This is a genomic window from Mycobacterium sp. TH-M82, from assembly GCF_057473605.1.
The window spans coordinates 20,614-42,542 of sequence record NZ_JBYCKY010000724.1 but is presented as its reverse complement, the minus strand read 5'-3'; the positions used below and the strand labels follow the sequence as shown (position 1 = coordinate 42,542).

The 21,929-nt window shown below is 65.1% G+C and carries 30 protein-coding genes and 1 pseudogene; 12 read left to right on the top strand and 19 right to left on the bottom strand.

Going from position 1 to position 21,929, the window contains the following annotated elements; translation table 11 throughout:
• Positions 1 to 39 precede the first annotated feature (39 nt).
• From AC2VON_RS21300 to AC2VON_RS21270, 7 genes are all read right to left on the bottom strand, one after another.
• The gene (locus AC2VON_RS21300; protein WP_036473344.1) at positions 40 to 915 is read right to left on the bottom strand and encodes a DUF6551 family protein; all 876 of its coding nucleotides are present in this window, start codon (positions 913 to 915) and stop codon (positions 40 to 42) included.
• A 214-nt stretch (positions 916 to 1,129) separates the two neighbouring features.
• Entirely contained in the window at positions 1,130 to 1,588 is a 459-nt protein-coding gene (locus AC2VON_RS21295; protein WP_225337334.1) for a WhiB family transcriptional regulator, read from the bottom strand.
• On the bottom strand, positions 1,585 to 2,214 hold the full coding sequence (locus AC2VON_RS21290) for a hypothetical protein (RefSeq protein WP_036473348.1): 630 nt from the start codon (positions 2,212 to 2,214) through the stop codon (positions 1,585 to 1,587). Before AC2VON_RS21290 ends, AC2VON_RS21295 begins: the two co-directional genes overlap by 4 nt.
• Complete coding sequence (locus AC2VON_RS21285; RefSeq protein WP_051641662.1) at positions 2,211 to 2,540, bottom strand: WhiB family transcriptional regulator; 330 nt, start codon at positions 2,538 to 2,540, stop codon at positions 2,211 to 2,213. Before AC2VON_RS21285 ends, AC2VON_RS21290 begins: the two co-directional genes overlap by 4 nt.
• Positions 2,537 to 3,097, bottom strand: coding sequence for a hypothetical protein (locus AC2VON_RS21280; RefSeq protein WP_225337332.1), 561 nt, complete (start codon positions 3,095 to 3,097; stop codon positions 2,537 to 2,539). The genes AC2VON_RS21285 and AC2VON_RS21280 overlap by 4 nt, the downstream gene beginning before the upstream one ends.
• Positions 3,094 to 3,363 (bottom strand): hypothetical protein, encoded by a 270-nt coding sequence (locus AC2VON_RS21275; protein WP_240631779.1) that lies wholly within the window; start codon positions 3,361 to 3,363, stop codon positions 3,094 to 3,096. Before AC2VON_RS21275 ends, AC2VON_RS21280 begins: the two co-directional genes overlap by 4 nt.
• Positions 3,364 to 3,651: 288 nt before the next feature.
• Positions 3,652 to 4,341: a hypothetical protein gene (locus AC2VON_RS21270; protein WP_245845398.1), complete on the bottom strand. Its 690-nt coding sequence runs from the start codon at positions 4,339 to 4,341 to the stop codon at positions 3,652 to 3,654.
• Positions 4,342 to 4,520: 179 nt separating this feature from the next.
• On the opposite strand from AC2VON_RS21270, the gene AC2VON_RS21265 reads away from it, so the two are divergent.
• Positions 4,521 to 4,967 carry a helix-turn-helix domain-containing protein gene (locus AC2VON_RS21265; RefSeq protein ID WP_064939214.1) on the top strand — a complete coding sequence of 149 codons (447 nt, stop codon included), beginning with the start codon at positions 4,521 to 4,523 and terminating at the stop codon, positions 4,965 to 4,967.
• A gap of 800 nt (positions 4,968 to 5,767) precedes the next feature.
• Here AC2VON_RS21265 and AC2VON_RS21260 read toward each other — a convergent pair.
• Entirely contained in the window at positions 5,768 to 6,553 is a 786-nt protein-coding gene (locus tag AC2VON_RS21260) for a hypothetical protein (protein ID WP_036473359.1), read from the bottom strand.
• A gap of 137 nt (positions 6,554 to 6,690) precedes the next feature.
• Between AC2VON_RS21260 and AC2VON_RS21255 the strand changes: the two genes are divergently transcribed.
• From AC2VON_RS21255 to AC2VON_RS21245, 3 genes are read left to right on the top strand one after another with little or no spacing between them, the layout of a single operon-like run.
• Positions 6,691 to 7,389 (top strand): class I SAM-dependent methyltransferase, encoded by a 699-nt coding sequence (locus tag AC2VON_RS21255; protein WP_176234870.1) that lies wholly within the window; start codon positions 6,691 to 6,693, stop codon positions 7,387 to 7,389.
• Positions 7,390 to 7,413: 24 nt separating this feature from the next.
• Complete coding sequence (locus AC2VON_RS21250) at positions 7,414 to 8,064, top strand: phosphoribosylanthranilate isomerase (protein WP_051641663.1); 651 nt, start codon at positions 7,414 to 7,416, stop codon at positions 8,062 to 8,064.
• A gap of 49 nt (positions 8,065 to 8,113) precedes the next feature.
• A complete protein-coding gene (locus AC2VON_RS21245; protein ID WP_051641664.1) occupies positions 8,114 to 9,994 on the top strand; it encodes an ATP-binding protein in 1,881 nt (626 codons plus the stop codon).
• A gap of 26 nt (positions 9,995 to 10,020) precedes the next feature.
• Here AC2VON_RS21245 and AC2VON_RS21240 read toward each other — a convergent pair whose 3' ends face one another.
• Complete coding sequence (locus AC2VON_RS21240; RefSeq protein WP_036473362.1) at positions 10,021 to 10,206, bottom strand: hypothetical protein; 186 nt, start codon at positions 10,204 to 10,206, stop codon at positions 10,021 to 10,023.
• Between the two features lie 137 nt (positions 10,207 to 10,343).
• Positions 10,344 to 10,865 (bottom strand): hypothetical protein, encoded by a 522-nt coding sequence (locus tag AC2VON_RS21235; RefSeq protein WP_084954308.1) that lies wholly within the window; start codon positions 10,863 to 10,865, stop codon positions 10,344 to 10,346.
• A 342-nt stretch (positions 10,866 to 11,207) separates the two neighbouring features.
• Between AC2VON_RS21235 and AC2VON_RS21230 the strand changes: the two genes are divergently transcribed.
• The 5 genes from AC2VON_RS21230 to AC2VON_RS21210 all read left to right on the top strand — a co-directional run bounded on the left by AC2VON_RS21230 (position 11,208) and on the right by AC2VON_RS21210 (position 15,394).
• The gene (locus AC2VON_RS21230) at positions 11,208 to 11,897 is read left to right on the top strand and encodes an HNH endonuclease family protein (RefSeq protein ID WP_051641665.1); all 690 of its coding nucleotides are present in this window, start codon (positions 11,208 to 11,210) and stop codon (positions 11,895 to 11,897) included.
• 161 nt (positions 11,898 to 12,058) lie between these two features.
• Positions 12,059 to 13,114: a hypothetical protein gene (locus tag AC2VON_RS21225; RefSeq protein ID WP_036473372.1), complete on the top strand. Its 1,056-nt coding sequence runs from the start codon at positions 12,059 to 12,061 to the stop codon at positions 13,112 to 13,114.
• 3 nt (positions 13,115 to 13,117) lie between these two features.
• Positions 13,118 to 13,579 (top strand): MerR family transcriptional regulator, encoded by a 462-nt coding sequence (locus AC2VON_RS21220; RefSeq protein ID WP_036473376.1) that lies wholly within the window; start codon positions 13,118 to 13,120, stop codon positions 13,577 to 13,579.
• A gap of 107 nt (positions 13,580 to 13,686) precedes the next feature.
• Positions 13,687 to 14,637 carry a HipA domain-containing protein gene (locus AC2VON_RS21215; protein ID WP_036473378.1) on the top strand — a complete coding sequence of 317 codons (951 nt, stop codon included), beginning with the start codon at positions 13,687 to 13,689 and terminating at the stop codon, positions 14,635 to 14,637.
• The gene (locus AC2VON_RS21210; protein ID WP_051641667.1) at positions 14,627 to 15,394 is read left to right on the top strand and encodes an HIRAN domain-containing protein; all 768 of its coding nucleotides are present in this window, start codon (positions 14,627 to 14,629) and stop codon (positions 15,392 to 15,394) included. Before AC2VON_RS21215 ends, AC2VON_RS21210 begins: the two co-directional genes overlap by 11 nt.
• Before the next feature lie 146 nt (positions 15,395 to 15,540).
• Here the strand turns inward: AC2VON_RS21210 and AC2VON_RS21205 are convergent, their stop codons facing one another.
• Together AC2VON_RS21205 and AC2VON_RS21200 are read right to left on the bottom strand one after the other, a co-directional pair.
• Positions 15,541 to 16,098, bottom strand: coding sequence for a hypothetical protein (locus AC2VON_RS21205; protein WP_036473380.1), 558 nt, complete (start codon positions 16,096 to 16,098; stop codon positions 15,541 to 15,543).
• Complete coding sequence (locus AC2VON_RS21200; protein ID WP_139813871.1) at positions 16,095 to 16,886, bottom strand: hypothetical protein; 792 nt, start codon at positions 16,884 to 16,886, stop codon at positions 16,095 to 16,097. Before AC2VON_RS21200 ends, AC2VON_RS21205 begins: the two co-directional genes overlap by 4 nt.
• A gap of 297 nt (positions 16,887 to 17,183) precedes the next feature.
• On the opposite strand from AC2VON_RS21200, the gene AC2VON_RS21195 reads away from it, so the two are divergent.
• The gene (locus AC2VON_RS21195; protein ID WP_051641668.1) at positions 17,184 to 17,651 is read left to right on the top strand and encodes a hypothetical protein; all 468 of its coding nucleotides are present in this window, start codon (positions 17,184 to 17,186) and stop codon (positions 17,649 to 17,651) included.
• 42 nt (positions 17,652 to 17,693) lie between these two features.
• Here AC2VON_RS21195 and AC2VON_RS21190 read toward each other — a convergent pair whose 3' ends face one another.
• Both AC2VON_RS21190 and AC2VON_RS21185 read right to left on the bottom strand, forming a co-directional pair.
• Positions 17,694 to 18,512, bottom strand: a complete 819-nt coding sequence (locus AC2VON_RS21190; protein WP_051641669.1) for a type VII secretion target — start codon at positions 18,510 to 18,512, stop codon at positions 17,694 to 17,696.
• A gap of 100 nt (positions 18,513 to 18,612) precedes the next feature.
• Positions 18,613 to 18,929 (bottom strand): annotated as a pseudogene (locus tag AC2VON_RS21185) (type II toxin-antitoxin system PemK/MazF family toxin).
• Here AC2VON_RS21185 and AC2VON_RS21180 point away from each other — a divergent pair.
• Entirely contained in the window at positions 18,928 to 19,242 is a 315-nt protein-coding gene (locus AC2VON_RS21180; RefSeq protein WP_036473388.1) for a hypothetical protein, read from the top strand. The pseudogene AC2VON_RS21185 and the gene AC2VON_RS21180 overlap by 2 nt on opposite strands.
• A 1-nt stretch (position 19,243) precedes the next feature.
• Here AC2VON_RS21180 and AC2VON_RS21175 read toward each other — a convergent pair whose 3' ends face one another.
• The 4 genes from AC2VON_RS21175 to AC2VON_RS21160 form a co-directional block, all read right to left on the bottom strand.
• Positions 19,244 to 19,567 (bottom strand): type II toxin-antitoxin system PemK/MazF family toxin, encoded by a 324-nt coding sequence (locus AC2VON_RS21175; RefSeq protein ID WP_036473389.1) that lies wholly within the window; start codon positions 19,565 to 19,567, stop codon positions 19,244 to 19,246.
• Entirely contained in the window at positions 19,564 to 19,806 is a 243-nt protein-coding gene (locus AC2VON_RS21170) for a hypothetical protein (protein WP_036473390.1), read from the bottom strand. Before AC2VON_RS21170 ends, AC2VON_RS21175 begins: the two co-directional genes overlap by 4 nt.
• A 46-nt stretch (positions 19,807 to 19,852) precedes the next feature.
• Entirely contained in the window at positions 19,853 to 20,050 is a 198-nt protein-coding gene (locus AC2VON_RS21165) for a hypothetical protein (RefSeq protein ID WP_036473391.1), read from the bottom strand.
• 227 nt (positions 20,051 to 20,277) lie between these two features.
• On the bottom strand, positions 20,278 to 20,451 hold the full coding sequence (locus AC2VON_RS21160; protein WP_486954650.1) for a hypothetical protein: 174 nt from the start codon (positions 20,449 to 20,451) through the stop codon (positions 20,278 to 20,280).
• Positions 20,452 to 20,604: 153 nt separating this feature from the next.
• Here AC2VON_RS21160 and AC2VON_RS21155 point away from each other — a divergent pair, with 153 nt between their 5' ends.
• Entirely contained in the window at positions 20,605 to 20,916 is a 312-nt protein-coding gene (locus AC2VON_RS21155) for a hypothetical protein (protein ID WP_139813872.1), read from the top strand.
• A gap of 110 nt (positions 20,917 to 21,026) precedes the next feature.
• Here the strand turns inward: AC2VON_RS21155 and AC2VON_RS21150 are convergent, their stop codons facing one another.
• Entirely contained in the window at positions 21,027 to 21,902 is an 876-nt protein-coding gene (locus tag AC2VON_RS21150) for a DUF1444 domain-containing protein (RefSeq protein WP_155766721.1), read from the bottom strand.
• Positions 21,903 to 21,929 lie beyond the last annotated feature (27 nt).

Below are 21,929 nucleotides of genomic sequence, written 5' to 3'. Positions count from 1 at the left end.
TGTCACAACACACCTCTTATGAGTGAAAAGCCCTGCGACTCAGGCGCTTTTGGCTGGCAGGGGACGTGAGCGCGCGTTGCGCGCCCCGCCGCCGAAGGTGCGCGCGCAGACCAAGACACGCTGTCCTGGTACGCGGCGGTTCCTGTTGTAGAGCACCATGATCGTGATCGCCATCCGCACACCTGCGGTGCCGGTCAGGGTCTCCCCCAACGCGGCAGCGTGGGTGCGCAGGGCCGGCGGAAGCACACCCAGCAGGGTGTCGGCCAGCCGCTCCGGATCGATACGGTCGCCCAGATGGTGTTGGATCAAGCCGATGCCATGGACAAGCGGCGCATCGTAGGCATCCATGCGCAGGTCCCACACCTGAAAAATCAATTCCAGGGTGTCGCGAATGAGATCGGCGCCGCCGAGGGCAAAAAGCTTCTCCAATGTCGCGGTGCAGCGCACGTTTCCGGCCTTGGGTGCGTGATGAATCTGCAGCTCCAAACTGGTCACGACGCGTTCAATCGCCAGCACGTCAGGATCACCGCTGGCCTTGCGGGCCTGCCAGTGATCCCAGGTGGACGGGCGCCGCCGTTCCCGGTTGAGCCGATCAAACAACCGGGCTTCGTCAGCTACCGTCAGACCCTCATGGATGCGGGCCACCATCGTGGCCTGGGGGTCACGCAATCGCGCAGCCTCCCAACGGTGTTGGCCATCAACCAGCGCGTAGCGCGGGTTGTGGTCGTGACCGCGATCGCTGACCTCGATCACCCCGGCCAGCCGGCGATCCCAGCCGGCGGCCAGCTTGCGGGCCCGGCCCATATCGACCGCGCGCTGATAGGACGGATCGACGAACAACTCCTCGACGCGCACCGCGTCGATGTAGCCGCCCGCGTTGGCCGCCGCCGCGGTGACACTCACACTCATCGTCATGCTGCTGTGGTCCTTCCTCGCCGCGCACCCGGTGTGCGCTCCACGCCGCCGCCGGCATAGATGTCGTGGCAGGCATCGCATCGGGTCCGGCCCGGTGAGTGCCAGGTGGCTTTGCAGTCCACGCACAACCCACGCCGGTACGCGTCATGCCCATCGGCAGGTGCCCCGCTGCCCGCCGCCGCCGGCGCTCGTCTCGCCGTGCCGCCGGCCGCCCTCATGCCGCCCCCTGGTCTTCGGCGACGACTCCTGGCCGCTGCGCGCTGCGCCGCCGTTGGCGACGCAACTCACGGACACGTTCGGCCATGGTCATCCCGCCCAGGACACCGCGCTGATCACGGCCCTTGTTCAGCCCATAGCTGCGGCACTCGTCCAACACCGGGCAGTACTGGCAGATCGCCTTGGCTTCGGCCTGCACCAACGGACTACGGCTTAGCCAGTCGACCTCGGGAAACGCAGCGCACGCCCCCTTTGAGACGAAGCTGACCAAGTCCACTTCCTCGCTGGCCGGCGGCGGTTCTGGACAAGGCAACGACAAATACCGGTGCACCGAGCGGGGAGTGACCCGCAAGTAGTCGGCGATCGCATCAGGTGACTGGCCACGATTGCGCATCCGGTGCGCGGTGATTCGGTGGTTGATCGATCGCGTATTCGGTGTTGTCGCAACCTCATTCATGATCGGTCCCCCAACGTGTTCTCACGCAGCCGCCGATACTGCGCGCCGACGTCGGCGATACCCAGCCGCGCCAACGCCTCAGGAACACGGCCCGGGCCGACCGCGGCGCGCGGGCGCCCGTCAGTGGGCTTCGCGTGGATTCCTAACCGCGACATCACCGCGGTGAGCGTCAGCATCATCGACGCGCTCGGGCACGCCACCTTCATCCCTTGTCGATTGAAATGCGCCGCGGCATGCACCGCCCCGCGGCTGACTCCCACCGCTGCGGGCATGCCCTGCCCGAACAGCCACCGACCATCACGAAAGCCATAGCGGCCCAACACGGTTTGCGGATTGGCGATGACGATCGTGCCGCCGTCGGCGCCGACGTCGATCAACTCGACATCCTTGTGCGCCAGAGCCTGCGCCATCCATAAGGCGGTGGGCCCGTCCTCGAAGTGAATCCGCATCCGTTGACCGACACGCTCGATGGGTGTGAACGCCAACACCGCCGCGACGTGACGCGTACGCGTCTCGGGATCCTCACCCACAGCGCACAGATGCAACCGGACCGCAGACACGAACGAAGCGAAATCCTGCGACTGCGGCCGCGGCCGCCGCGGGGGTGCACATTTGGTCGCGTTCATGCCGAGACCCCCAGCCCGGTGAGCTCACCTGAACCCGCCTGCAGGCCAGCGATCTCACCCAACCTGGCCATCGCTAGAGCCCACTGAGTTTTCTTGCGGCGCTCGGGCACCCACACGCCGGCATACAGCCCGCTCTCGGCCCCAGAGGCGACTGCGTCACCCGCGCATTGCCGCCCCACGGGGCAGCGCCGGCACATCTGCTCGAGGTGGACCCGCACATCCTGCTTGGGCCGATGCTCAGGGGTCCACAACTCCGGGGCATCCGAGGTCTCCAGGTAGCACACGGCCTGCTTGCGCCACTGCTGCTCACGGATCACCATCATCATCGCGCACGCCCCAATACCATTGGTGTGCTCGTAATTTCAGCGATAAACCGCACCGCCATGCCGGCTACTCGCGCGGCAGCGGGCCGGGCGGGATCGTCGAAACGAATCGCTGACCACAGCGCGTCGTATTCGCGTCGCAGGAAGCCGAATCCCTCGTGGCTCGACGACAAGGCGCGCCTGGGGCCCACGGCCGCGCGCACGGCGCGCTGCTCGGCCAGTGCGGCACGACACCGGTCGCCGGCGGGCCCAATGGGGTTGTAGAGGTCGGCGATGAACCGGACGGCCATCGCGCCGGCCTGCGTAGCCTCAATGCGGGCGTGGTCGATGCGGTTGGCGCGTACGTCCTCCCAGAGCTCGTCGACCTCCTCGCCCAGCAGCATCGCGCCCTCTTCGACCGATCCCCAGATGCGCGGATAGGCGGTCAGGCTTCGGGTCAACTCCTCCCAGATAGCCAGCTCGGCGCACTGGTAAGGGCCCGCGGGGGCCGCCATCAGCTCGGCGGGTGTTGAGAGGTCTTCGATGGTGCTCGCCTCGACGAACAGCGCTGGTGTGCTCATACCAGCACCGCCTGCCGGTCCAGGCCCAGGTGCCGGATGCACTCGGCGCACGCCTCGTCGCCAGGCACGCACGGCCAGCTGCACAGCAGGCAGGAGCTGGTGCAACTACGGCAGGCCCATTGGCCGTCCACCCGGACTGGCTCGATCGGCTCCTTGCCGCACAGCGGGCAGTCAGCGAAGGCCGCGGATGCGGGCCGACTGAGGCCCAAGGAGGCGGCGACGGCCCCTGCGGCCGCGTCTAGGCCGGTGTTGGTGCACGTCAGCACCGTGGAACGGACATTGAGGGCAGAAAGGCTTGATTCCGCTGATGGGTAGCCTCTACCCTGAGATTGACTCAGCAAAGTCATCTCCTCCTTCAGGGGGGAAGACCCTTGGGCGCGAAGCTGGTACCTTCGTCGTCCAAATCCCAGAGTTAGCCCCCTTCGGGGGGTTCTCTGTTTTCTGGGACAGGGTCATCGCTATTGACATGTGCGAAAAGCGCCGCGTCCGCGGCGGGCGCAGCTAGCTCAGCAGCCGTACCACCACCTTCGAAAAGCCCTGCGCGCCAAGAAACATCACAAGATCCGTCCTTCCCCTGCCGCAGGGTCGGCGATGGCTTGCCGCACCAGCTGGCGTTGGCGGGTGCTAAGCCGGACAAGGTGGTTGGCCAGCGCCGCGGCCTCGGTGCCGTCCGGCGCCATATCCCCGGGGTAGACGACCAGCCTCGGCTCGCCGTCCGGGGCCGGAATCTCGGCAACGAACCCAAACCGAGCAACATCTTCGCCGCAGGCGTGCAGCTGCCACCCCTGGCGCAGCAACGCCAGCGCCCACCAGTACGCGATACGCACCCCGCGGTCGGGTTGGCACACCCGCCCCGGAATCGGCGCCACGCACTTACGGATCGGCGCCGGCGCGTTCATCAAGCCGAGCCCGCGCAGCAGGTCCAGGAGCTCGTCGAGCTGCTCAGTCCACCCGAGGGCACCCAGGCGCCACACCGCTTCGGCGAGCAGGGTGGGCACGTCATGGGGAAGCGCAGGGTTGTGGTCGTTGCTGCGCACCACCTCGACGAGGCGATACGAGGCCAGTCGCACACTCACGCGCGCCGCCAGCTGATTGGCATCGAAGTGCACGCCAAGCAGCAGATCGCCGCGCCGGCGCAGTTCAGTGGTCCACCAGTACACGGGACGCACGGCCTGGGCGGGCTGCTTGATCCGCGAGGTGGGAATGGGGGCGAAGCATGGCTCGAACCCGGCAAGGGAGGGCATCTGAGGCGTTGGGCGATGCCCAAGTGCGTGAGGCAGTTTCACCAAATCCTCCTCATTAAGCCGGTCTTACGCACACCATACTCTAAACTAAGACGATAAAGTAAGACACTAGGATTAACAATTTTCGGGAGCCCTCGGTGAACCTGTCTAGCTATGACGCGCCAGGCCGTAGACCTCGTATGACGCGCCGTGTGCTGCGTGGCTTCAACGCACAGACCTTCGCCGAGATCCGCCGTCACAACGGCATCAGCGTCAGCGACCTCGCCCGGGTCGCCGACGTCTCGCCGGCGACCATCTTCAACTGGGAAGGCGGCAAGGGAACCCCTCAGGTGGATCTGCTTGCCCGCGTTATGCGCATCCTCGACACTCCGATCGAGCAGGTTGTGACCATCCCCGCCGACGAGCGCTACCCCGGTGACTGGCGTGTCCTCAAAGGGCTGACCCAGCCCGAGCTGGCCGCGGCCGCCAAGATCGCCACCACCACGCTGCGCGGCATCGAACGCGCCGACGCGGCACTCACTGACACCAACGCGGCCAAGCTCGCACAACGGCTCGGAATCAGCGTCGAGGAATACCAAGCGGCCTACCAGCGCGCCCGCCAACGGCCTCCCGGCGCCCCGGTGTAACGGCGTCGCAACTCCCAGCAAATCCCTGCGGTCGACATAGCCTCGATCGGTACGCGCCGCGCAGCTGAGCTGCGTGTGGGGCAGGGCCGGCGCGCAACCAGCAGCCACAGCCACAACGGGCCTGCTGGCGAGCCTTTCCATTCCCATCGGTCCTCCGAACGCCCTATGCCTTTGCCCCGGCACCGAGGCTGGGTACAGAAAAATTCCAACAGGTCAAACGCGGAAAGTCACGAAAGTGAGCAAAGGAAAAAACGACAACTCGCCAATAACGATTCGATAACAATCGCTGGGGGCGGAGTCGGGTCGGCGAATGGGGCCAGCCGGTGAGCAGCAGGCACAGGGCGGTGGCGCCGAGGGGTGCCCAGCGGACTGCGGCAGTGGGCCGTGATGCACGGGCGCTGTGCTTTGGCGCGCTGTTTTCCGGCGTCCTTGGGGGTGGTTCTGAGGCGCTCACGGGGCGCGGTCTCCTTGCCTGGGCCTGGTGGGTATGGGTGCAGACGCTACCAACAAAAACACAGCGGTGCAATGGTTTGAAACATTGCGCTAGGTTTTTTGCTGGGGTGTAGTCCAAAGCATGCAGGGCAGCACGGCAGCGCCCGAGGGCTTCACCCCTTGGCTTGGACAGGTCCCGGCCCCTACCGCACCACTACTCGATATCGGTGACATAGCGACACAATGCGCGATCGGGCGGTCGTTCCGCGACGTCTTGCAGACCCGTTTGGTCGCGTACCAAGTCGTATTTCGTCCCGCCACATCGCGCGACTCGACGCGACTCGGCTAACGCGTCTTGCGGCCTGCGTTCAGGCAGAGTCGACGATGTCTGAGAGCGCGAGCGGCCCGTCGAACTGGTTACGCCCGGCGAGGGTGTCATAGACAGCGCCGGGATCGTCCAAGGTGACCGCATCGAGGTCGACGCCCTCGACTGAGTGTGGATCGACCCGCACCCACCGCCACGGATGGGCCACTACCGCAGCGTCATTGAGAAAACCGGTGTAGTAGCCGTCGAGAATCGTTTCACCGGGCAGCATCACAAGATGCAGCGAGCCAAAGAAGTAGCGGTCGTTGTGATTACGGAAATGACCCATCAGGTGTCGACCGAACAGCCGTGCGGTCACATCGGTTTCGTGCCCGGCCGAATGACCTTCAAAGCGCGGCGCCGGCGGATAGTTGCGGGACACGATCCCCGCTCCCCGCACGGTGACCGTCGACAGATCGACGTGCCGGTAGCCGCCACTGATCAGGTAGCCCGTCGCCCAGAGCCCTCCCAACAGCGCAGGATCTAGGCCTGGCCCGATCCCGGCGAGCACATCGTCATCCACTGCAACTGATGGGCCGCGAGGCTGTCCGTGGCCGAACAGCTCTTTGGCCGTCCAGCCCGAGAACATCTGCTCGAGCACCACACAGTGATGCCCTTGGGGAAGGGTCCGCACCTGACCTCCGACCCAGCGGTAATACTGCGATTTCGTGGGCGGAACGGCATTGCGGGGCAGGTCTAATTCCCGGGCCACGCGCTTATATTCAGCGATGAATTCGGAGTAAGCGTGCATGTGACGTTCGTCGAGAAGCGCCTTCAACAAATTCGCCACAAAGCCAGCCTAGAAGCCAAAAGCGACTCTATGCGACTTCACCACGCGACTCGACGCGACTCCGAAAGACGAGAAGAGGCCCGGAAGCGACATCGCTTGGCGCAAACTGGGTGCCCGCGGTGCTTACGATGAAGCCAATGACCGCCACCTCGCTGTTCAAAGACCACGCCAGCGCCTACGCCGCCTGGTCGGTGAAGAATCCGGTCAACAACCAATACGACCGGCCCACCATCCTTGAACTGGCCGGCGATTTGAGCGGAAAACACGTTCTCGAACTGGGATGCGCCGCCGGCGGCCTGACCACCCATCTGGTCCAACGAGCCGCCGAGGTCCTCGCCGTTGACGCCGAGCCGCAAATGATCGAGCTCGCCCGTCAACGGCTCGGCACTGCGGCCCAGTTCGAACTCGTCGACCTCGACCAGCCCACCGACATCGCCCCACCCGCCAGCGTGGACGTCGTCGTGGCCTCGCTAGTCCTGCACTACATCCAAGACTGGGCTCCGCTGATGCGAGAGCTTCACCGCTGCCTCAAGCCCGGCGGAACGCTGGTCTTCTCCATGCACCACCCCATCACCGGATGGCTGTTGTCAGATCGCGCGGATTACCACCGCACGCAGCTGGTCAGCGAGGTGTGGAACTGGGGTGGCCTCGAGGTGACAGCCCAGTCATACCGCCGGCCCCTATCGAGCATCTTCGGTGAACTCCGACGCGCAGGCTTCAGCATCGACACCGTCGAAGAACCACAGATCCAGCCCACCGCTGACATCGACGCCGAGCTGCTCCACGCACTGAACACCCAACCGTTCTTCCTCTACATACGCGCCCAACGCGACTAACTACCCGCCGCCATGAATCCTGCTGTGCGCGTGAAGATTTGCGGCATCGGCACCACTGACGACCTGGCGGCCGCGGTCACCGCCGGCGCCGACGCAATAGGACTGATCGTTGGCACCACACACCTCAGCGAAGATGAACTCGACATCGAACAAGCCCAACACCTCGCCGCGGCCACCCCGGTGTTCGTTTCCACGGTGCTGGTCACCCACCTCACGGAGGCCTCCCGCATCTGCGAAGTGGCAGACCTCCTCGGCGTCGACACCATCCAAGTCCACGGCGAGCTGACCGCCACTGCCGCGCGCGAACTCTGGCGCCACCGCGCACACCGCCGCATTATTCGCACCGTGCACATCACCGGCTCGCAGAGCATCGACGAAGCCGACGAAGCAGCCACCGCCGCCCACGCGCTCCTGCTCGATAGCCGCACCGAAACCCGTTTGGGCGGCACCGGCCTCACGCACGACTGGACCACCAGCCGTCGCATCGTCGAACGCCTCCACCCGCTGCCGGTCATCCTCGCCGGCGGCCTGGCCGCAGACAACGTCGGCCAAGCCATCGACACCGTCCACCCATTCGGCGTCGACGCCAACAGCCGCCTCAAATCCGCGACCGGCCGCAAAGACCCCGCCGCCTGCACAGCCTTCGTCGCAGCCGCCACCACCCGCGTCAGGTAAAAAGCCGCAACGTCGCTCTACGGCGCTATCGTCGCCCCATGAGGCCAGCATGAGCACCCAGGCCGACACCACAAGACCAGGCGCAATCGACCTCGCGCCTGGCGTCCAGCTGCCACCTGAAATCGTGACCGCCGGTGTCGCGGTACTAGCCAACCGCGGCGGCGGAAAATCCGCCGTCACACACCGACTCGTCGAACTCATGCACACCGCCGGCCTGCCAGTGGTCGTACTCGACGTCAAAGGCGACTGGTGGGGCATCCGCTCCAGCGCCGACGGCAAGGGCCCAGGCCTGCCCTTCGTCATCTTCGGCGGAGACCACCACGACGTACCCCTGGAACCAACCGCCGGCCAGTTACTCGCAGACCTCATCGTCGACGACCGGATCCCCGCCGTGCTGGACCTATCACACATGAGCAAGGCACAAGCACGCACATTTGCCACCGCATTCGCCGAACGGCTCTACCACCGCAACCGCGACCCCCTCCACGTGGTGATCGAAGAAGCCGACGTCCTCATCCCCCAGCGCGTATCAGCCGACACCGCGCGACTTTTGGGTGCAATGGAAGACCTCGCCAAACGCGGCCGCCACCGCGGCCTGGGCCTCACAGTGGTCAGTCAGCGCGCACAAGAAACCGCAAAATCCGTACTGGAACTGATGGAGACGGTGATCCTGCTCCGCATGACCGGACCCCGCTCGATCAAAGCCGTCCAAGACTGGATCAACGTCAACGCCGACCACGACGACACCACCGCCCGCCAAGTCATAGCATCCCTGCCATCACTGGCCGTAGGCGAAGGATGGGTGTGGAGCCCCGGGTTCCTCCGAATCCTCAAGCGCACAACGTTTCCGATGTTCAGCACCTTCGATTCGCACGCCACACCCAAGCCAGGACAAACACGGGTGGTCCCGAAGAAACGCGCCGACATCGACCTCGACAAACTCGGCGCAGAGATCGCCGCAACACGAGAACGCGCCCACCACAACGACCCACACACTCTTCACGCCGAAATACAGTCCCTGCGCAGCCAACTCGCCGCCGCCAGCGCACGCGCAGACCAGGCGACCCAGCAGGCGTCCGCCGCCGCGCAGCTCCTCGAGCAGCGCGAGAGTGAAATCGCCACACTGCGCGCACAACTGACCGACCTTCAGACACGACGTCACGAAGACCCCCACGTCGTCAAGTCACTGCGATCAGCGGCCGAACTGATCAACTCGGCACTGCACACCCTCACCACCGCGCCGGCACCGCCTACCGCACCAGCGCACGAGACCACATCCTCGACACGGCCTGCCGAGCCCAAGCACCCGAGCCAACCACGCCCCACCAACGCTGCCACCGCACAGCACAACGGCGACCCATGCTCCCCCACCACCCTCGGCCAACCGGCCGAACCAAACAGTGACGCGCCGTTGCGGTTTCGCTCCGGAGCGCACCGCATGATCACCGCGCTGGCTCGAATGGCCCCGCTGCGACTCACCAAATCCCAGTGGGCCACGGTCGCGCGAATGAAGCACACCGGCGGCACCTGGTCGACCTACCTCGGACAACTGCGCCGCGCAGGACTCATCGATGAAAACGCCACCGGGTTCACCTTGACCGAGGCCGGCTGGCAATACGTCGGCCACCGGCCCAAACCCATGACCGCCCAAGAGCTCCAGCAGCACTACCTCGGCATCCTGCGCGCCGGAGCGGCGCGAATGCTCCAAGCAGCCATCGACGCCTACCCGAACGGGTTGACCAGAGATCAGATCGCCCAGGCAGCCGATGTGAGCGTCAGTGGCGGCACCTTTTCGACCTACCTCGGCCAGCTGCGCCGCAACGGCCTCGTCGAACAACGCGGTGACCTCGTCGTTGCCACCGACGTCCTCATGCGCGCAGCATCAGGCGCAAGCGACTCACTGCCACACAGGGATTCAGAACAGCGCTGAAAGTCACGGGTGTCAGCCTGTTGCTTTTAGGCTGTTCGGCGCAGCCGAAGAACGTCGCGCACCACGCAGCCGACGCGCTCGGCGGCCTCCGCGGCCGATAGCGTCGGATTGAGCAGAATCTGCAGCTCGTCGGCAGTGAACCTGGGTTCGGCATCCCAGGGTGCCTCATCCCACCCGGTTTCGCTGAAGCCGGAAAACAATTCGTCGCGCACAGCAATCCTCACGAAAGTTGATGCTGAAGGGGAGCTTTCGAGCGCCATTACAAGATAGCCATCGCCGAGCGCTCCGCGGGGCGTCATCGCCGCCTCGGAAGAACCGCTCGCGTCGATCGTACCGGCGCCACCTCCCGTCAGTCATTTCGAGATGTCGGCTCAACGAACCTCCACCCGATCACGAATTCGGCCCAGCCACGCGCATGTGGCCGGGGCCGGCCGAGCTCCACCCAGGCTCTATGTGGTTCGTCGAAGACCCAGCGAAACACCAGGCCGGTGTCGCCCTCGCCCAGGAACGGCGCCGCGGCGACGTAGCGGTGACCCGCCGCTGCAAAAGCAGCCGCGAAGGCCGACCACTCACTGTCGTTCTCCCACCACAGCGGAGTGAGCGCGCCGGACTCCTCCAGCTCAGCAAGTGCCGCAACCTCGCCATGGGTGTCCACCGCGTGAACGAAACGGGCCCACCTCGGGTGGGGCCGCCGCGGCTTGCCGAGCCTTTCCCACAGCGCATGCGCGTTGTCCCAATGCCACGGCTTCTCCCAGAATTCCCACGGATCATCCGGCCAGCCGTCGGACTTCGTGGCAGCCAGAACGCACGCGAACTCGAACACCGCGCGGCTGAAATCGATCCACCGCCCACCTCTTTCATGCTCACCCATCGTGGCGTCCGCCGCGTATAGCAGTGTCAGTCACTCCCGAGCGTGGTAATCACGCCCCCTTCTTGGGAGGCATAGTGCTCGGCGAGAGCGTGCTCGGCATCAGTGAACGCGCGGATCGCCTCGGGCCGGCCAGGAACTCGAACCAACATCGTCAGATCTTGGATTCGCGCGGGAGGCAGTTTCGGCGCCTGCCGACTACTGTGCAAAGGCTCAGACACCAGCCCATTATCGACGACCGAACCGACATCACCGACGCAACAGCTCGACGCCCCAAGGGGCAACCGCGCTGTGCCGACGGACGAATTGATCGCCCTGTCATGAGACGGCGTTACGGTCGGCAACGTGCACGCCACCGAGACCACAACCCGAAGGCACCGCGCCAGCCGGTGGGCCGTGGCTGCGGCCGCGGCGATCACTGTCGGCTGCGCCCACCTCGGTGTCAGCCAAGCCGGCCCAGCGGCGCCGCCGCGGGCGACTGGCTCCGTGGCCGGCCTACTCGCACAGGTACGCATCGTCGACCAGATAAACCCCGCACCCGGGTATGACCGCGGATGCGGAAAAGGACACGGCTGCGTGTTCGGCCCCGCCTGGAACGATCCCCTCGATCACACCGGCTGCGACACCCGCAACCGCCTGCTGCACACCGCGTTACACGACATCGAATACAAGCCGGGAACGCGGAACTGCAAGGTCATCGCGGGCCGGCTAGAGCCCGATCCCTACACCGGGCAAATCGTCGACCTCAAACACGTGGCGGTCGATCACATCGTGCCGCTGCGGGCTTCCTGGAATGCAGGTGCGGCCCAATGGGATTTGCAGCAGCGCCGGATCTTCGCCAACGACATGACCGAACTCGTCGCGGTATCCAGCTCAGCCAACAGCAGCAAAGGCGACTCCACCCTGTCCGAATGGCTACCCGCGATCGACAAATGCCCCTACGTCATCCGCTATCTCACCGTCACCGTCAAGTACCAGCTGCCGATCACCGTCAAAGACCGCGCGGCCGCGGCTGCGGCCTGCCAGAGCGACTGAGCGCGCGATCTCTTCGCCGTCCGTGCCACACAATGTCGATAGGTGCCGCCCGGCCGGGGCGGATGGTGTCGCAGAATATTTGGCATGCGGCTCGCCCACATCAAGTGCCTGATCGTCAGCGCCGCGGAAAGCAGGCGCATCGACTCAGTCCCCGAGCTGCCATGAGCCGGCGGCGCGGCGCGCCCTGGGCGGCGACGAGCGTTCCGATCATCCGCCGGCAGTGGTGCAGCGCGCTCGAGGCCACAGCGGAGATCTCATTCGACCAGTACAAGGTCCCACCACCGCCGGATGCCTCAGCGCACGACATCGCCACGGCGAAAAGGATCCAACGTCTGATCGCGAGATTCGCCGACACCGCCCCCATCATCAGAGCCGAAGCCCAGGCCCTGCGCACCGCGGAGCTCTACTGGGTCGCCCGCGACATGGTCGACGTCGTTTTGGATGCTGCCCAATCCCTACCGGAATGGACACCGGCAGCCGCGTTACCGGCTCCCACCGGCATGCTGTGCTGGGCGAAATCCGCGGGCACCGTCCCTTCGGGAACACTCAAACCCGACGCGGTGGAGGCCGGGCTGAACAACCCGGCCTACATCGCCCAAGGCCTCACCCCAGACGTCGCCACCATCATCGACATCTCCTGGGACGGCGTGTGGTGGTGGAGCAGACCAGATGGCCTGCTCCAATTGGTGCCGTTCTCACGCGAGGACCAAAACCCTGAGGTGTTACGGCTCGCCGACACCACCTCCCCGGTCTGGGCAGCGCAAACCATCATGGCCAAACCCGACGTCCCGCGTACTGAGGAAGCCAACAACACCGAAAGCGCGCACCCCTTCGTCAGCGTCGTAGGAGCGGCCTGGTTACTCATGGCCCAAGCCAACGTCGCCGAAACCCGCACCATCGGATCTCCTCGACCCCCGGAGCCCCAACCGGCTGACATCGAAGATGATCACCAGCCCCCAGAGCGACCGCCGCGAGAACCCTCAACCGTGACGATCGTCGACCTGCGTGCCCGAGCAGCCACCTATGAACCCGGCGCCGAGCCCGGCCGCACCTACAACCACCGCTTCCCCGTCGCGGGCCACTGGCGCCAGCAGGCCTGGGGCCCCAACCACAGCTGGCGCAAACCCAAGTACATCGGCGACTACATCAAGGGCCCCAAAGGTGCTCCGCTGATCGCCCCGAAAACCCGGGTGCACGTACTACGCAAAGGCCGCTGACCAGTGACCAATCCTCAAGAGCCGCAAGGCCTCAAGCTCTCCGAGGCCGCGAAACTCTGCGGTATCAGCGCTGACACGCTGCAGTTGCTGATCGCTGATGAGCTGCTGCCGCAAGCGCTGAGATCTGCCCGCGGACACGCCTACCTGCCCGCGGCCAATGTGCCCACCTGGCAGCACTGCCGACAGCTCGTGCTGCGGCAGCGCGACCGACACCTGCAACGCGCGGCGGATTTGATCGCGCGCGTCGAGGTCGAGCTCGAGGCGATCCGCAACGACATCACCGAGGCCCGCGACCACCCGGCTGAGCCCCTTGGCGTCGATCTCCTCGGCGCCACGAGCTATGCGACCTACGGGAACACCACCACTACGCTGGCGGCCACACTGCAGCAACTCGACCTGGTGCGCATGCAGATCGTCCGTTATCACTCTGCGTTGCAGGCGATTACCGACAAGGACCGCGGCTAAAAGCGCTCGCGGGGGTTCATTTGAGCCGCGGCCCACGGTTGGAGACCCCCGTGCTTGTCGCCGGCGTTGTTGACCCTGCCCGCTCGTATGGGTGTTTACGCTGGGTTGTGGCATTTACCGTCGTCGACCTCGCCGGGGCGGGATGGGTGCGTGGTGAACGCGAACCTGGTGGTGATGAAAGCAAGCGGTGGTTCATTCCCCCCGAACGCAGCCCGTACGCGGGCCGAGAGTGGTTGTTCAAGCCGCGCCGAACCAAGGAGTTGTTGCTCTCCACACAGCGCCAACAGCGTGGAGACACGCCCGACGTGCTGGTCCGAGGGGACGACTGGGCGGAGAAGATCTCATTCGAACTGGCCCACCTCATGACGGTGCCGGCCGCGACAACGGAATTGGCCCTGTCGGTGCAGCTCAGCGATCACCGACCGGTCCGGGGCTCGATCAGCCGCGATGTGCGGCCGAGTGGGTGGGTGCTCAGCGCAGGAGCGAGTCGGCTTGAGGAATTCGACGACGCCTTCGACGCCGACACTGGCCACGGACACACCATGGACGCGATCGCGCAGGCGCTCGCCGGGCTGAGCGGGCCACCGGAAACCCCGTACGAGGCGTGGCCGGCGTTCGACGTATTCGTCGGCTACCTCGTGTTGGACGCCTGGATCGTCAATACCGACCGTCACGCCTACAACTGGGCGCTGGTCCAGGCGCCGAGCGGCGTCATGCGCCTGGCCCACAGCTTCGATCACGGCAGTGCCCTGGGCAGCGGGTACGGCGAAGCCCTGCACGCGCGGGCGCTCGAGGAGGGCATCGAAACATGGTCCCGACGCGGGAAAGCCTCTCGGTTTCCTGACTCAGGCCCGCTGACACTGGTCGAGCTGGGGTTGCATGCGCTTCAGGCGGCAAGCCCACCGGCGCGCGCCCACTGGATGCGGCAAATATCGCAGGTCAGCGACCATGCATGCGAAGATATCGTGCAATCAATACCCGACATGTCAGAGGTAACCCGTAGGTTTGTTACCGAAGTTCTCGCAGTGAATCGGAGGCGGCTGATCGATGGCGCATAGCGGTCTTCTGATTCGCACCAACGGGATCCGGACTCCCGCAACGGTGGCGCGGCTCATCGTGACCCGACGCGACCCTGACGGCACGTATCGGGCAATAGGCTTCCTCGACAAACTCGTCGACGGAACCTTCGAGTTCGCGTATTTGCAGGCGGCAGTGCGGCATCCGTCGTTTGTGCCGCTGATCGGCTTCAGCGACGTCGGCCGCCGCTATCGTCGCGCCCACCTGTTTTCCGCGTTCGCCGAGCGCGTCATCGGCGCCAAGCGAGCCGACAGGCCACAGTACTTGGCGAGCCTGAACCTGGCTGAAGACGCTGATTCGTGGGAGATTCTCACCGCCTCGGGCGGATATCGAGAGGGCGACACGATCGAACTCATTGCGCTACCACAGATTGACCAGGCCAGGGGGCGCACCGAGGCGCGGTTCTTGGCGCACGGCATCCGTTACTGCACTGATGAGGCCAGCCGCGCAATTTCGGCGCTGACACGCGACACCGTGCTGGGACTACAGCGTGTACCCGACAACCCGGTGAACCCATCGGCCATCAGGATCACTCACCGCGACCTGCACTTGGGGTACGTGCCCGACCCCCTGATCGACTACGTCAGCGCAGTGATCTCCGGCGGCCAAGCGCGTCTAAGCGTCGTGCAGGCAAACCCTCCGGAGACCAACCCGCATTTGCGGCTCCTGCTGCGCCTGGATGGAGTACTCCGCGGGCCTTCGCCGTTCGATGGCCCACAATGGCGCACAGCGGCCTAACAGGCGATACGTTCGGGTAGACGCGGCGCGCTCGGGTCACACCTACCAACGCAGAAGAGAAGCATGATCACGCTTCTGGCTAGGCACAACGGACAGTTGTGCAGGGTCGAGCCTACGGCCGGCCAGCTGATTCGATAACGGCGATGTCATTGCCCGCCGACGTCGCCAAAGTGCTTCACAGGGGGCGGCCCAACGGGCACACGGGCGTGTAGGTTGCGCGCTTTGTCCCGTTCGTCGGGCCCCTCGGGGCGCGGCTCGTAGAGCAGCACCCAGCTGCTGAACCGGATCGCGAAGTTAAGTTGCTTGTCGAAAAAAGGGCTGCTGTAGACATACCGCTTCGCCTGCGAGAACGTGAAGAACACCTGGCCGCTCTCGTCATCAACTTGCGCGTCAATCCCAATGCTGTCGACTGCGGCGGTGAAGGGTTCGGCGTCGCTGGCCGCCAGGGACGTCAAGACTGCCGTCGAGGAGTGCTCTACGCGCTTTTGGCGCTGGTCTGTCGAGTCAAATCCGTGCAGTATGAGTGGGCTGGGAGAACGAAAAGTCTCGCGCACAATCTGGCCGGCCGCGATGGAAATCGTAAGGCTCTCAAGATCTTCCCTCGTCACGAGATACTGGACGTACGCGAGAGTGTTATACGGGTAGGGGCCGGCGACTGGTATGCGCAGGACCTGCGATTCTGGCGGGATAAGCGGTGCAGTCATCCCAGCTTCTTCTTCAAAGAAGCGGTGAAGTCGATGTCGGAGCGCGTCGGCTGGGCGACGGTGAGGGTCACGAGGTCGCCATGTGGTGCATCGAATAGGACACCGTCGCCGAGGCTGCCATCTTGTGCCACGGTGACTTTCAGTTCGAGCCCCTTGGGAGGTTCGACGATTCGATATACAGCCCGGGTGGTTTCTTCATCGATGCTCACAGAAACAATCTCCCCAGGCGTAATCGGTGTGAGCACCTCAGTGAATTCACCGAATTGCCCGGGGCCACTATTTTTTTCGGTAATCTCCCGCCTATTGGCCACCACGGTGAAGATTCCCGAAACGCCAGCGGGATCCGGTGTAGGCGGCCGGAACCACTGTGTCGGCCACGAGATGGTGCCTGAGATCTCCGCGACCACTTTGCGTGTGGTCAGCACGATCTGGTAGCTGAAACGGGAAAGCGCCGACCACTCACCGATGAGGACGAGGTCAGTATGGAGCACAAGCTCGCCGGCGTCGTCCACGTCGACGGTCGCGGCGTCGGTGGCGAAGGTGTATTCCGATTCCCCATTGGCGACGCTCGCCAATCCGACGAACACCGCGGGCGTGCCTTCTATGTCGTCGACCCGCTCGCGCAGATGAAGAACGCACTTGTCCGCATGGCGGTTATCGTCGTTGATCTTCCAGTTCGGACAAGCTATCCCTGAGATGACGACGAGGTGGCGCCCGAGTACCCCAAGATCAGCGTCAATACGGCGATGACTTGTGACATCTCCGTCACGGAGCCGATCAAGATCCATGGACCCGATCTAAGCGGAAAGCGGGAGACCGCGCAGTCGTATCCGGCTATCGAGCCATGGCATTGGCGGCGGCCCGGCCCGCACTCGCGTCACCAAAACTCACCGGGCAAACGAGTACCTTATAGGGCCTCTGCAGCCATCGGTCATTGATCGACCGACGGTGTCCGCTCGGGTTGTTACCATCCGAATTTAGACGAATGCGATTAGTCTGCGCCGCAATTCTTTCCGGCCGATCTGTTGTCTACCGCTCCCCGTCCGAGGTTCGACCTGAAGGAAAGTAGCGAAGGATCCAAGATCATGATTACGCTTCTGGCCAGCCATAACGAAGAGCTGTACAAGATCGAGCCTTGGTGTGTGGCCGACATCGCCGACCTGGTCCGCGGCGATCGACTGCAAGTGCTCACCAGTAGCGACGGCGTGCTCGATTTCTGGTTCAGTCACAGCCCGTGGCTGCGGGTCAACCGTCAGGCGACGGGGTTGCTGCTGGCCACCACCCGCTTCACCGCCCACGAGGTGCCCCTGCTGCGCGGCGACATCGTCATCGCCGCCCACGATAGCGCCGGCGATCTTGCCAGCCTCACCGACACTCAGATGAGCCGGCTGATCAACAGCGAACACAGCTGGCGCGAAGAACGCATCCTGCGCCGCCGCTTCGACCGAGACCTTCGCGCGCAACGCCGTACTCGTGCCGCCGCCGAGGCCGCCGCCCGAAAATCGCTACTGGGGCGTGCTTTTGGGCGAACGCACACCCAGGGCCGTAGCTGACAAAAACCTCCCCGCCCCCAGGAGGGTTGGAAGGGGCGCGCGTTATTGCGGTGTGGTCTGCCCGGGCAGCATGCTATGCGGGTTATACGGCTCGGGAACCATATCTCCATGCCACAGATAGATCCCTGAGCCCGGCAGCCATTCGTCATACCCGTAGGGCGGCAAAGGGTTTGGCGTAACACCCGGCGAATACATCTTGGCGCCAGGGAAATCCGATTGCGGCACCCACACCCCCGACTTCGGGGTCAGCTCAACGTATTGGATCTCGTTGCCATGTTCGTCATAGAACGGCGCCGGGCCTAATTGATTGGGCGGCAGGACTTTCACCCCGGGGATCTCATCGGAGCGCACGAAACTGTGCGGAACTTGATCAGGATCTTTGGTCCTGTCGTAGATATCAACCCACGGCGGCGCATCGGCAGTGTTCGGCGGCCCCTTTCCGCCTTTGCCTGCGATGTAAGGCATGTGGCGTTTGTCGCCGGGCTTCCACGTCTTGGAGTCCAACGGCGTGGCCGGGGAGTCTTTGCCTTGCCCAGTACCGGGCAGATCGGTGGAGAAGTCCGCTGCCTTGTACCGCTGTGCGTCCTGGCCGTCGACCCGGGTGTAGGTGTCGGCGTGCTCAGTGAGCCGCTGGGCGTAGGTGTTGAAATCAGCAACCTTGGCCTGCACCGGCCCTTCAGCCTTGGCCAGACCGGCCGCGATCCCGACCGCGGTGGGATAGCCCATCGGTCCGTGGGTGTCGATCACCTTCTGCACCTCGTCGGCGGCCTGCGGCGAAATCTGCGCCGCACGGTGCGCCAACTGCGAATAGGCGTCAGCGAAGCGCACCAAATCAGCCGGATTGGCGTCTAACTCAGCCACACCACGTCTCCTACCTGGATCAATCCAACAACTAGCCCCGATTCTCCCCGATAACTGTGACACCAGGCGACACTTGCGCGCCGATTGCAGCGTCCTTTTCTCAAGCCCGCCAGTCCACAGCGACAGCCAGCGCCGCGCACACCGTCCGCATCGGCTCCTCAGCCAGTCGCCCCAGGCGGGCATGCAGCGCGACGACGGGAACGCAGTCGACCAGATCCAGGTTCACCGCCCCGGGACGGGACACGGGCTCATCCTCGGGCTGCAACACCACTTCGCTGGCACAGCCCGCGCACCGTCGTCGTGCACGGCGCCACCAGGACCCGCTGCAACCGTGCGATGGCCTCCATCACGCGCGAGCACTGCTAGTACCCGAACGGCGCGCGGCGCCGCCCTCGGCCGGTACGGTTCAGCCACGATGACGAAAGCACGCCGCTCCCCCTGGCTCGACGACCGCGCCGCGCTGCTGGTCTCCCTGCTCGCCGACCGGCACGGACTCACCGTCAGCGAGGACACCGCCCGCCAGGACATCTCTGACGACCTCGACCACGTCGCCCGCCTCGTGCGCATCGGCCGCCAGGCTGCCAAGGTCTACATCACCGACGACATGATCAGCAAGATGGCTGACCGCATCGCCGCCGCCGTCGCCGAACACCAGACCGCCACCGCAGCCGGGGGCATCGAGCATCAGCACGTCGTCGACCTCGACACCGAACGCCGCCGGCGCCGCTGAATCAACGGCCGCCCACCGCCACGATCAACGCGGCGCACACCGCCGCCATCCTCGAATCCGCTAGCCGACCCAGCCGCGTCCCCAGCGCCGCCACCGGCACACTTTCCACCAGATCCAGATTCACCGCCGCACGCTGGGGCACCGGATCGCCACTCGGGTCGAGCACCACCTCGCTGGCCAGTCCCCGCACCGTCGTCGTGCATGGCGCCACGAGCACACGCCGCAACTTCGGAATCGCCGCATCACGGGACAGCACCACGACAGGCCGCGCGCCCGAGCCGGGGATCTCGCACCACCACAGCTCACCGCGCGCCGGCAGGGTCATATTCGACCCGCAGACCGGCGCCAGTCGGCGACCTCGCCCCACTGGTCGGGCTCGTCGGCCGGGTGCTCGTCGTAGGCGGCGTAGCTCGCGTCGACCTCGGCGGCCCGGTTGGCGGCCAGGAGCGCCCCCAGGGCCTCATCGAACAAGGCGTGGTCCTTGGCGCCGGCCCGCAGTGTGCGCGCGCTGGCGAGCAGATCGGCGTCCACCGTTGTGCTCACCCTGGTGCGATTGCCGGGCATGGCATAAGTGTGGCACGCACGCGGGACACCAGGCAGGAGTCCGCGCTCACCGCGACGGCCGCCCGAAGGTCTCGCGCAGCAAGCTCAGCGCCACACCGGTAGCGGTGAGGGCCTGGCCGACATCGTGGGTGCAATACCCGTAGCCGATGCCGACGGCCACGGCCATAGCCGCGCGGGTGATCGCGCCCACCCGGCCACGCCGTTCGGATGTCGGTTCGGGGGTGGTGTCCTGATGCTCGGTCATCGGCTGTGTGGTCCTTCCATGAGATCAACGGTGCCCCTTCTTAGGCACCTACCTACGAAGTACCGACCCGAGCGACCGTTTCCGTCGGAACGATCCGGACGAATTTTAGTCGGAATCCACCCGCTCAGACCCCAGGTGTGGCTACCCACACCGGAGCCAGCGTCTTCTGGATAGGCGTCGCAGATCCTCCAGCGCCGCGCCCAGGCCCTCGATGAGCGGAAGGGGCATCAGCGCGTCGGCGGCTGCTGCTTTGCGAGGTAGGCCTGCGCTGCGGCCGATCGTTGGTGGCCGGCCGGAACGACCCGTCCCTCCAACTTGGCCGACGCCTTCACAGCGCGCATCGCAGAGCGTTTCACCGCAGCCTTCGAGACCACGACCTTCTTCGGCGTTCTACGTTCCACGGGGCACACCTCCTTGACGACTCGACCAGCGGATTCGATGCTACCGGCCCCGCGGGCGCCCACCTAGCCCGATGCGCGGCATCAACCACAGCGTGCTGCGTCGCCGGCCGCCTTCGAGGATGAATGTCGTACCGCGAGAGGATGATGCTTGGCATGACTGTCTTTGAGCTTCTGATGGCTTCTTCGGCGGTGTGTATGTTGCTCGGTTCGTTTATTTACCGTGCGGCTGCGACGTCGGAGGGCCAGCGACGGCGTGGTGTCGTCTATGGGCTATGGCTGACTGCGGGACTGCTTGGCGTCAGCACTGTCGTAGCTTCTGTGATCCGTTGTGCGACCGGAGGTATGGTCGGCTACGCGGCCGGTGAGATCGTTGCCGGAATTTTTTTCGGCGCATTGTTTAGCGCGGTGTCGGTGTGCTTGCTTGGTTTAACTGGATTTTGGGCAGTGGTTCGCCGCCACTTCTGATGCCGTTACTCGGACGACCGCACGGCGCGCTGACCCACCAGCCGCCCGGGCTTCCCGGATCACCTATCGGTGACCGTGGCCGGTAGAACCGTCGTCGGCCGACGCGGCGCTCAGGGCGCATTCAGCGGCACGGCGTGCAGGCGCAGGTACTCCATCAGTGCTGGTTCGGGCCACCCGGAGACCCGATAGCGCCGCGGGAACACCGCCGAGGTTGGCGCGATCCCGACCACGTCGACGACCACCGAGAAGGGCACCAGGAACTGCTCGTGGTTGTTGTCGATGAACACGATGTAGTCGACCTCGGGTAAGTCGTAGGTCACGCCTTCACCCCACACGGTGGCCGAGGCCAGGCCGTGCCCGGTTTCGATGACTTGCGCGGCCGCCACATACACCGCGACCAGGTCATCCTCGTAGGCCTGCTTCAAGAACTCGGTCTGTTCCTCGTATTGGCGAAACGCCGCGCACGTGCGCGCCCGCACTGCCAACCGTCTTAACGGATGCGGACCGGCCTTGTCGAAGGGGACCAGCCGCCCGCCGTGGACGGTGAATCCCTCTGGGGAGACCGGTCTTTCGGCCTCGCAATACATCTTCTCGGCGACCTCGAAGAACTTCGCCCCCTCATCAGGGTCGTCGCTGCCGATGATCAAGACGTCTTCGCTGGGCACAAACGCCACCGGGCGCGGACCCTCAGGCCGGCCGAACCCTGCCAGCCACCCGGGCGTCAGAATCGCCGAGCTGATGTAGGTCGCCTGCTCGACGTCGTAGAAGGCCGGCGCCTCGGTGCACGACACCTCGGTGCTCACCGGGTGAAGCGCTGCAACATTGTCTCGGCCGGCGGCGAAAGCCTCCCGCCAACTCACACCCCACTGCTTGGTGTTCGCGACGGTGACGATGAGGCGCGCCTGCGGGAAGTCCAGCGCCACCAACTCATGTGCGAACGCCGACACCGGCTGCCGCCACGCGACCGCCTCACCAGGTCGGCGCAAGCTGGCGTAGGTTGACGGCCGCAAGAT